Here is a 7,779-nt window from a genome sequence, read left to right as displayed (position 1 = left end):
TCCCGCCGGGGAACGCCCGGCGACGCAGCCCGCAGCCGCGACCCGGGCGCGGGAGACCGACCACGCCGGCTTCGTCTCGGTCAGCCTGCTGACCGGCCAGGGTGCCGGCTTCCAGGAGATCCGGCTGCGCCGCTGAGCCGGGCGCGGCCCATGCCGCAGCCACGGGCCTGCTGATCGCGCGGCATCGGACCCGGACAACCGCATCGAGACAGATCCGGCCGCCGACGCGGCGGCCCACTTCCCCTCGCCGACGAGACCTGAGCATGACGTCCCTCGCGCGCCTCCTGCCCCTCATCCTCCTCTGCGGCGCGGGCCCCGCCCTGGCGATCAGCGCGGACGAATCTCCCGAGGGCCGGTGGGCGCCGACGCTGAAGGCGTGCCGGGACCCGGAGGGCAGCGGCGTATTCGAGGTGCGGCTGAAGGCACAGGCCGGCCCGGCCCTGGAAGGCGCCGGAAACCTCTGCCGGATCACGCGGGTCTCCGACACGGCGATCGGCTACCACCTCGCCCTGCGGTGCTACGGCTCGGCCGAGGATCAAGCCGCGGACCGGGACGCCAGCATCCGGCAGATCGTGGTCGATGCGATCGGACCGGTGACCATGCGGACGGATGGGCGCCGCGTATATCGCTGCGCCGGGTCGGCCCGCGTGGCCGCCGCGCCGATTTCCCCGCTCGTCGTGCCGGCCCCGGCCATACCGCCTGACGCGGCGCGGACGGAATCCTCCGTCTCGGCCTCGCCCGCGCCGGAAGCGCTCTCGCCGCAGGCGCCGATCGCTCAAGGACCTGTTCCGGACGCGCCGTTGCCGTTCGCACCGCTACCGGAAGCGTCGACCCGACGCGCGGCCATGCCGGCCGCCCCGCCACCCGACCCGACACGACGCCAGACCGAGCGCCCGATCTGGCGCGGACAACTCGTGAGCTACGCTGGCAGCCAGGAGGCGGGCACGATCGTGGTCAGCACACGGGAACGCGCGCTCTATCTCGTCCAGGCGAACGGCAAGGCCATCCGCTACCGGGTCGCGGTCGGCCGCGCGGGCGCGACCTGGACGGGCGTGGAACGGGTCACCGCCAAGCAGACCTGGCCGGGCTGGACACCGACGCCGGAGATGCGCCGGCGCCGGCCGGGCCTGCCGCACCACGTCGCGGGCGGTCCGCGCAACCCCCTCGGCGCGCGGGCACTCTATCTCGGCGACTCGGCCTATCGCATCCACGGAACGACGGAGCCGGGCTCGATCGGCCGCGCCGCGTCGTCCGGCTGCTTCCGGATGCTCAACAAGGACGTCATCGAACTCTACGAGCGCGTCCCGGTAGGAACTCGGGTCGAAGTGATGTGAGCGGGTGTGCGAGAGCGGGAAGTTTGTCGGTCGGAGCGGGTCGTGTGTCGGCGCCGATCTACCGAGCTTGCCGGTTCAGCCGAAAGCCGCGGGAGGGCAGGAACGCGACCGCGCGAGAACCGACGCCCGCGTCCCTCCTCCGGGCGCATCCGGACGGCGTAGAGCCTGTCCGGACGCAGGAATGGAACGGACCATCCATGAAGGCCGCGGTCGCGTTGGTTGGCAGGCGACGCAATGATGACGGGCACGGAGCATGTCGCGACCGACGGGCAGCATGAGGCGTTAGGCGAGGCCTGCGCCCGGCCGACCGCCGAGCGTGAGACAATGTACGATCTGCTCCGGCCGCGCGTTGCATCCGACGAAGATGGGTGGGAACGCGTCCGGTTCAGGCCTCTCGTGAATCCTCCGAATGCGCCAATGCACTAGCTGCGCTTCTGATTGGGATCGTAAGACTCGATCGTAACCCAATCCTTCCAGGAAAAAACCGCTGTTTGCCAGGGCTGGTTCTGCAAGATTCCCATCACACGCGGAGACACCATGATGATGTCGGATTGCATATATACGCCGTGATAGTAGCAAGCGTCGACAATATCCCAGATCTTGAAGCCAAGATTCGACAAATACGTCAACCGCTCCAAGAATGTCGACTGTGTCGCTTCAATGATTACTATATCAACATCGTCGATTATACCCGTCGAGCCCCGGAGAATTTCCATCTCAAGGCCATCGACGTCAATTTTTAAGAGAAAAGGTCTTTGGTCTTGCCGGGAACGGATCAATGTATCGATGCGGGTCGTAGGGACGAATTCAGAAGCCCCCTCCTCGACGAGACTACTATGCGTGACCCAAGTCCCGCCGCCCAAGAATTTTTTCGTGATACCAGAGGTGCCGTCCTTGTCGGAAGCAGCGACGAGGAGAAGTTCCGTATCAAATCCTTCATACGCCTTTTTGATACCCTCGTGATATTCCTCGACCGGCTCAAGCAGTATATGCTTCTTGTCACCAAAGATATTCTTTAGCTCTGTGGTTTCTATCTGTACACCTACATCGATTACAGTGCCTATCTCTACCCCGAGGTCCTTGAGGCACCGAAGCGCACTGTCTTTAGATGGAAACCTCATACTCAATCTCTCTCGACTATATAATCAACTTTCCGCCAGTGAATACGAGGGACCATATCGTGTCAACGATCTAGTGCACGGAATTAGAGCCTATGCGAGGTCTTTGTTTCAGGCTGGATCATTGAGGGCGCTGGTGGACATGGGGCTGGCAACGGAGGCGAGACGACCGGTTGCGACATCGGGTCGGCTGACTCGCTCGCGATGCAGGCCGCCCGAATGGCCGAGCCCGCCGACGCTCCCCTCAACGGGCCAGCGCCGTTCCAGCAGGACGAAGCCCTTCCGCACCCGCAGCAACGCGACGACCCGGTGGCGCAGGCCGTGAAGGCGTCGTCGACAAGGGCCAGACGCATGGCTCCGAGAAGCCCGGCCGGATTTCGTCTCGGCCAAGTTTTCCGCCGTCGACATCCTCAGCGAGGAGCGACTGTTGGCCCAACGAGGTCGTGGCCTTGGCCCGCTCGCAGGATGTCACGGCAACGGTTCGCGCATCCACGGCATCACTCATGCTCCCAATCCTGTCGAGAGGATCGGAATGGACCGCGTCTCCGACGAAGCATGCCGGCGTTGCGCCTACGCGCCGAGGGTGCGCCCCGGCACGCGCGGGGTGCTTTTGCGCCAACCGACGAAGATTGCACGACTGCGCCGCCAAACCCGCTGCGCGTCCGAAGAACATGGGCCAGCCAGATCACGGTTCAGAGGAGAGCAAGCCGACAATCCTCCGGCGATCGCACGGCAGGGTCCCGAGAGCGGCCCTCCATCCGTACCGGGTGCATCGGCCGGAAGCGGTGCCGTCAAGATTTGGTTAACGGCGGCGTGGCTAGCATCGATTCCCGTGGGACCGCGTCGCCGGGTTGCCGATGGGGCGGCGCCGGCCACGGTCCCGTTGGGGATCGATGGATGGTACGCGACGCCGGCACGGCCCTGATCGCCCTCGTGGCCGACGCCCCTCCCCTTTCCCTTATCCGGGCCCTGGCGCCCCTCGCCTGCGCGACCCGTCTGGTCCTCGGCCCGGCGGATGCCGCCGCACTCGGCGCCCAGCCCTGCGACCTGATCCTGATCGAGGCCGCCGAGACCGCGCAGGCGCGCAGCGTCGACCTGATCGCGCGGCTGCGGGTGATGCCCGAGCACGCGCGCAGCCCGATCGTGCTGCTCGCGGACGACGTCGCGGCCGTGCGCTACGCCGCCGTGGCGGCCGGCGCCAACGACGTCATGGCCCGGACGGTCGAGCCCCTCGACCTGATCACGCGGCTGGCCAACCTGCTCGAACTCGCATTCCTGCGCCGCAAGGCCGACCATCACGCACGGGCCATGAACCGGACCCTGGAGCAGGCGGTGGCCGAGGCCACGCTGCGCGAGCGCGAAATCATCCGCCGCCTCATGCTCGCCGCCGAGTTCCGCGACGATCAGGCCGGCGATCACCTCACCCGCGTCGCGGGCTGCACCATCGCCATCGCGGAAGGCCTGGGGCTCTCCGAGCAGGAGGCCAACGACATCGCGCTGGCCTCGACCATGCACGACATCGGCAAGATCAGCATCCCGGACGCGATCCTGATGAAGCCCGGCCTCCTCACCGAAGCCGAGCGCGAGGAGATGAAGCAGCACGCCCTGCGCGGCTACCGCATGCTCAACGACAGCCCCTCGCACCTGCTGCAGATCGCCTCCGACATCGCGCTGACCCACCACGAGCGCTGGGACGGCCAGGGTTATCCCCAGGGACTGCGCGGTACCGAGATTCCCCTCGCCGGCCGGATCGTCGCGGTGGCCGACGTGTTCGACGCCCTGATCTCCGAGCGCGTCTACAAGAAGGCTTGGCCCCCCGAGCAGGCCCGCCGGCACCTCGAAACCCATGCGGGCAGCCACTTCGACCCCGATTGCGTCGCCGCGTTCGTGTCGCGCTGGAGCGACATCACGGTCCTGATCGCCGAGCGACCCTCCGACACGGGCGCCGCCTGAGGCACGTCCGAAGGCAGGTTCGCCTGACATGAACCTTGCGCCCCGCGGAGGATGTGCAACATTCGCCGGGTCGAGATGAAGGCCGTCCGGATGTCACGGCTGCGGCGAAACAGACATATACTGGAAGGACCTGTGTCCGCTATCGTCGGGACCGGAAGGGCTCCGGAGGCGGTCCTCTCCGGCACCGCGCCAGCGGCCGGCTTCAGGGATCAAGTGGCATGGCATGCATGGTAGACGCTCAGCCGGAGAAGACGGCGCCCCTCATCGATCCACTGCTCCTCGACAACCAGCTCTGCTACGCGCTCTACGCGGCCGCCCATCGGATGACGAAGTCGTACCGCCCGATGCTGGAGCGGATGGGGCTGACCTACCCGCAATACCTCGTCCTCCTCGTGCTCTGGGAGACGGACGGCGTCACGGTCTCGGAGATCGGCCGGCGCCTGCGTCTCGATTCCGGAACGCTGACCCCCGTCCTGAAGCGCCTGGAGCATGCCGGCTTCCTCGTGCGCAACCGGCGCCGCTCGGACGAGCGCGAGGTCGAGATCGCCCTCACGGCGAAGGGCCAGGGCCTGCGCGCCGAGGCGGCCGCCGTGCGTGAATCCGTGATGTGCCAGCTCAAGATGTCGGAACCCGAGGTCCAGGCCATGCGGGCCGACCTGAATGCGCTGATCGCGAACCTCAGCGCCGCCAAGTAAACGCGGTGCCCGGCGGGCGGCCCCGAAAACCGGGAGCGACCCAAGAAGATTTGCCGGGTAAGTTTCGCTTGAGCGGTGCGGCCCGGAACCGCTAAGGCGGGGCAGGCCCGCCGATGCTCGGCTGTCCCGGCGAGAACCCGGGACGGCGCGCCTGCGCCGGACCGGACCCCTCCGAACCCTCGCCGGGGCCGTGACCCCAACGGGATTGCGCCAGAGATGGAAGCCCAACGACAGGTCCGGGCGCGTATCGCCCCGAACCAGCCGCCCTTCGCGACGCGACATGCACCGCGCCACGGCGGCCGGGGATCGATGAGCGCCGCGTGGAGACGCGAACCCTCCGTGGCGGAAAGCGTTTCCAACCCATGAGCGCGAATGCGGGTGAGGCGGACCAGACACCCCGGCGGCAGGTCGGGGCGCTCCCTTTCCGGCGGACACCGGAGGGCGGTTACGTGATCCTCCTGGTGACCTCGCGCGAGAGCCGGCGCTGGGTGATCCCGAAGGGTTGGCCGATGAAAGGGCGCAAGCCCTACGAGGCGGCCGCGCGCGAGGCCTACGAGGAGGCCGGACTGCTCGGCACGATCGGCAAGCGCCCACTCGGATTCTACCTCTACGAGAAGCGCCTCAAGAGCCGCGACGCCGTCCTGTGCCAGGTGAAGGTGTTCCCCCTCGAGGTCCGCAAGCAGCTGAAGCACTGGCCCGAGCGCCACCAGCGCGAGGACCGCTGGTTCTCCCCTTCCGAGGCCGCCGAGGCGGTGGCGGAGCCCGGTCTCGCGGCGATCATCCGGGCGGCCTGCAAGCGCGAGACCGGCGCCCTCGCCTGAGGCTGAGGCCGGGTCGCGGTTTCGGGGCGGCGGCAAGGAACAACCGCCGCGGCGCACAAAACCGCGGCAATCGTCGCCGATGCGATTGCCAAGCCGCCCGCGATCGGCTACTTGCCCCCTCGTCCAGTCGCGAGGCCATCGCCGCCGCCACGGACACCGCGCTGCTGTAGCTCAGTGGTAGAGCACCTCATTGGTAATGAGGAGGTCGACAGTTCAATCCTGTCCAGCAGCACCACTACTTCCATCAACTCAATCAAAGCATTGCTGATCGGCGGCGCGCTCTTTTACGAGCCGCGCATGCTCCCGTTTCACGGTAGCGGTCGATACAGCCGAAATCCCGACCGCGGATGCCGGTCCGCCGAGGATCAGTTCATCGGCGGCCCACGGGGTCACCGGGCGATGCGCGCAACCGTCCGATCCGTGGCGCTGCGGACGTAGCCACGGGAAATGAGCCGGTCGCGCCCCATGGTCCGGCGCTCGGCCTCGGCGAGATCCGCGAGCGCGTCCTCGACCGCTCGAACGAGAGCGGTCCAGGCGTCTCCCTGCGCTGCCCGATGGTAGGCGAGCGCGATCGTCTCGGCCTCGGAGAGCTTCACCTCCACAGGCGGTTCGAACGGACGGGCGTGCATCTTAGGTCAATCCCTGCAAGAACATATCAGGAACAAACCGCATCGCGGCCCACGGTTCAATGGGAAGGGCCAAGGCTGCGAACGCGCCGGTGGACGCCTGTGGAATCCGGGGTAGAAAGCCAATGCCGACGCGGCTTTACCGCTTCCACTGCACGGATGGACATGATTTGGTCGCCGATCTGCGCGGGCGGCGCATCCCGACGGTGGCCTTGATGCGCCTCCACGCCGAGCGGATCGCACTCGACCTGATGCGTCGTGGCGCGCGGCTCGATTGGTCGGCTTGGCACGTCGAGGTCTATGATGCGAACGGCCGGGTGGTGCTGACGAAAGCCTTCACGGACGTCCGGTATGACCATACGGCTGCATGAGCCCAGAGAGGACCGCCTTGGCGGTGGAGATGACGGGCATGGTGAAGGCGTTCGTGACCGAACGGACGCGGATCGCGGCCGACGGCCGGGACATGTCATCGGCGCGGAGGGGCGCGCTGAAGACGATTGAGGCGATGTAGAAGGCCTCGGCCATGGCCGGCCGGATACCGGGCACGGTCGCGATCGCGGCCGACTCGACGAGACGGACGAGCGGGAGGCCGCGACGATTCCGGGCCACGTCAGCGAAATCCCGAGGGATTTCGTAGAGCGTCGGCCGGAGGCGTCGAGGGCTTGGAGACGGAGGGGACCACCGTGGCATTCAAGGCGAAATCGGCAGCGGAGACGAAAGCCGCGGATTTGGCGTCCGCCCTCATCCGGATCGCGGACCGGGACGGCGCGCCGCTCAACGTCGGCGTGGATCGGCTTCGACAGGGCAATCCACGTCTCACGCCCCTGGCGATCGGCCAGACGTTCCGGAAATATCGGGACAGCCTCGATGCCGCGCTTGCCGAACGCGGTTACGTCCTCGTGGACTACGCGGATCGGGGGCCGGGGCGAGGAATGGAATTCGAGATCGCCCCTGCGTGAGGCTGTCTCCGCAACGCGGTCCCACGGGAGGAAACCTGGCGGACCCTGATGGGGCCGGGTCCGGTGATCACGCTGGATCAGGCGAGGTCGTTCTGCTCCTCTGGATCTTCGGGAAGGCGCTCGGCCGGGTCGACCGTCTCCTGCGCGTGGCTGCCGTCGACCCGCGAGGCGCCGCCGGTCGGCTCCTTCGATTGGCATTCCTTCGGATCGTCACCGCCATCCCGGGTGATCACCCGATTCATCGGGACCTCCAGCGGGTCCTGCTTGTTCTCG

The 7,779-nt window shown here is 67.3% G+C and carries 9 protein-coding genes and 1 tRNA gene; 7 read left to right on the top strand and 3 right to left on the bottom strand.

Features of this window, described 5'->3' with window-relative positions:
- Nucleotides 1-263: 263 nt before the first annotated feature.
- A complete protein-coding gene (locus K2X24_RS19645; protein WP_366934541.1) occupies nt 264-1,334 on the top strand; it encodes a L,D-transpeptidase in 1,071 nt (356 codons plus the stop codon).
- 422 nt (nt 1,335-1,756) lie between these two features.
- Here the strand turns inward: K2X24_RS19645 and K2X24_RS19640 are convergent, their stop codons facing one another.
- On the bottom strand, nt 1,757-2,455 hold the full coding sequence (locus K2X24_RS19640; RefSeq protein ID WP_292500263.1) for an FkbM family methyltransferase: 699 nt from the start codon (nt 2,453-2,455) through the stop codon (nt 1,757-1,759).
- An 894-nt stretch (nt 2,456-3,349) separates the two neighbouring features.
- Between K2X24_RS19640 and K2X24_RS19635 the strand changes: the two genes are divergently transcribed.
- The 4 genes from K2X24_RS19635 to K2X24_RS19620 all read left to right on the top strand — a co-directional run bounded on the left by K2X24_RS19635 (nt 3,350) and on the right by K2X24_RS19620 (nt 6,156).
- Nucleotides 3,350-4,405 (top strand): HD domain-containing phosphohydrolase, encoded by a 1,056-nt coding sequence (locus K2X24_RS19635; RefSeq protein WP_292500261.1) that lies wholly within the window; start codon nt 3,350-3,352, stop codon nt 4,403-4,405.
- A 218-nt stretch (nt 4,406-4,623) separates the two neighbouring features.
- The gene (locus K2X24_RS19630; protein WP_292500259.1) at nt 4,624-5,100 is read left to right on the top strand and encodes a MarR family transcriptional regulator; all 477 of its coding nucleotides are present in this window, start codon (nt 4,624-4,626) and stop codon (nt 5,098-5,100) included.
- A 362-nt stretch (nt 5,101-5,462) separates the two neighbouring features.
- Nucleotides 5,463-5,921, top strand: a complete 459-nt coding sequence (locus tag K2X24_RS19625; protein WP_292500257.1) for an NUDIX hydrolase — start codon at nt 5,463-5,465, stop codon at nt 5,919-5,921.
- A 160-nt stretch (nt 5,922-6,081) separates the two neighbouring features.
- A tRNA-Thr gene (locus K2X24_RS19620) sits at nt 6,082-6,156 on the top strand.
- A 154-nt stretch (nt 6,157-6,310) separates the two neighbouring features.
- Here the strand turns inward: K2X24_RS19620 and K2X24_RS19615 are convergent.
- Nucleotides 6,311-6,550: a hypothetical protein gene (locus K2X24_RS19615; RefSeq protein ID WP_292500255.1), complete on the bottom strand. Its 240-nt coding sequence runs from the start codon at nt 6,548-6,550 to the stop codon at nt 6,311-6,313.
- Nucleotides 6,551-6,717: 167 nt separating this feature from the next.
- Here K2X24_RS19615 and K2X24_RS19610 point away from each other — a divergent pair, with 167 nt between their 5' ends.
- Nucleotides 6,718-6,918, top strand: coding sequence for a hypothetical protein (locus K2X24_RS19610; protein ID WP_292500252.1), 201 nt, complete (start codon nt 6,718-6,720; stop codon nt 6,916-6,918).
- A gap of 312 nt (nt 6,919-7,230) precedes the next feature.
- Nucleotides 7,231-7,506 (top strand): adenylosuccinate synthase, encoded by a 276-nt coding sequence (locus K2X24_RS19605; protein WP_292500250.1) that lies wholly within the window; start codon nt 7,231-7,233, stop codon nt 7,504-7,506.
- A 77-nt stretch (nt 7,507-7,583) separates the two neighbouring features.
- On the opposite strand, the gene K2X24_RS19600 is transcribed toward K2X24_RS19605, so the two are convergent.
- Nucleotides 7,584-7,779: hypothetical protein (locus K2X24_RS19600; protein WP_292500247.1), on the bottom strand; the 196-nt coding region annotated here is incomplete at its 5' end.

This window comes from Methylobacterium sp. (assembly GCF_019750675.1).
Lineage (GTDB): Bacteria > Pseudomonadota > Alphaproteobacteria > Rhizobiales > Beijerinckiaceae > Methylobacterium.
Note: the sequence above shows the minus strand (reverse complement) of the source record. Positions and strands in the feature narration are given on the sequence as shown.